Genomic DNA, 1,587 nt, shown 5'->3' with positions numbered 1-1,587 from the left:
GGATAAACGCCCTGATCATATAGCGGTGAAGTTTAGAGATCATTATCTTACGTACCGGGAACTCAATGAGAAGTCGAATCAGCTCGCAAGAGTGCTGCGTCAAAAAGGAGTAACCCGGCATTCAATTGTCGGACTCATGACAGAAAATTCCCTTGAAATGATGGTAGGCATCCTTGGGGTATTGAAATCTGGAGGAGCTTATCTGCCGATCGATCCGTCCCATCCTGAAGACAGGGTTCATCACATGATGAAAGACGCTGAGATTGAGGTCTTAGTAACAACAGATGAGTATGCACAGAGATTTCCGTTTGAAGGAACGACAATAGTTATTTCAGATCCAAATATCTTTACAGGCGATAAAACCAATGTGGATATCATTAATCAAAGCGGTGACTTGGCGTATGTGATTTATACATCAGGTACGACTGGGCGGGCAAAAGGAGTCATGGTCCCGCATTCAAGCTTGATCAATTATTGCCAAGCGATGATAAAGAAAGCGGACATTACGTCTAATGATGAGACAGCCTTACTGTCGTCGTACGCATTTGACTTGGGATATACCGCAGTGTATACCGCCTTAATCAGCGGCATCACCCTGCATATTTTGTCAGAAGACATGTATAGAGATCCTGATCAGCTGGTTGAATACGCCAAAACATGTACGTATCTCAAAATGACACCTTCGCTGTTTTCAATCATGATCCATTCTGAAAAGATTAAAAGTATTGCGGAAACAGGCAGGCTCCGGCTGATTATATTAGGTGGTGAATCGGTCAACAAGAACGATTTAAGGCGGTTTAGTTCATTAGATCTTAATCATTCGATCCGCCTCATTAATCATTATGGACCGACGGAAAGTACAATCGGCTGTGTGGCGGGAGAGATCAATCTTGATCAAATCGATGAATTCTCCAACGTAATCGGTAAGCCATTGGACAATATCCAAGCCTATATTCTTGATCCGCATCAGAACCTTGTGCCAGTCGGGGTTCCGGGCGAATTATATATCAGCGGCGACGGAGTGGCAAAAGGGTATGTGAACAACTCTGAATTAACGGAAGAAAAGTTTATCCAAAGTCCGTTTGAGCCAGGAAAAAGAATGTACAAGACGGGAGATTTGGTGAAAAGACTGTCCGATGGCCGAATTGAATTTATCGGAAGACTAGACAGTCAAGTGAAGATAAGAGGATACCGGATCGAGCTCGGAGAGATTGAAAATGTCCTATTAAGCCATCCGGAAATCAAAGAAGCAGCAGTCATTAATAGAGACAATGAAGCTGGGGAAGCCTATTTGACAGCATATATAGCAGGAAATAGTGTTCTTGATATAACAGAAATTCGAAGCTATGTAAAAGACCGCCTGCCTCATTATATGGTCCCGGTGTATTTTATGGTGCTAGATCAGATGCCATTGACCAAGAATGGGAAGATTAACCGGGAGCAGCTGCCTGAACCGGATAGCAGCAGCATGGCGTCAGCAGATTACGCAGCTCCGGAGAATGATGTCCAGGAAACCTTGGCCAGCGTATGGTCAGATGTTCTCGGAGTAGAAAAAATCGGAATTCATGACAACTTCTTTGATTTAGG

1 protein-coding gene is annotated in these 1,587 nt (G+C 43.7%); it reads left to right on the top strand.

The annotated features are described in order from the left end of the window. On the top strand, positions 1 to 1,587 hold a 1,587-nt coding region (locus SB724_RS19315), incomplete at both ends, for a non-ribosomal peptide synthetase (protein WP_410572396.1).

It is taken from the genome of Bacillus sp. SIMBA_031 (assembly GCF_046535225.1).
Lineage (GTDB): Bacteria > Bacillota > Bacilli > Bacillales > Bacillaceae > Bacillus > Bacillus velezensis.
The sequence above is the reverse complement of the archived record's forward strand: the minus strand, read 5'-3'. Positions and strand labels throughout refer to the sequence as shown.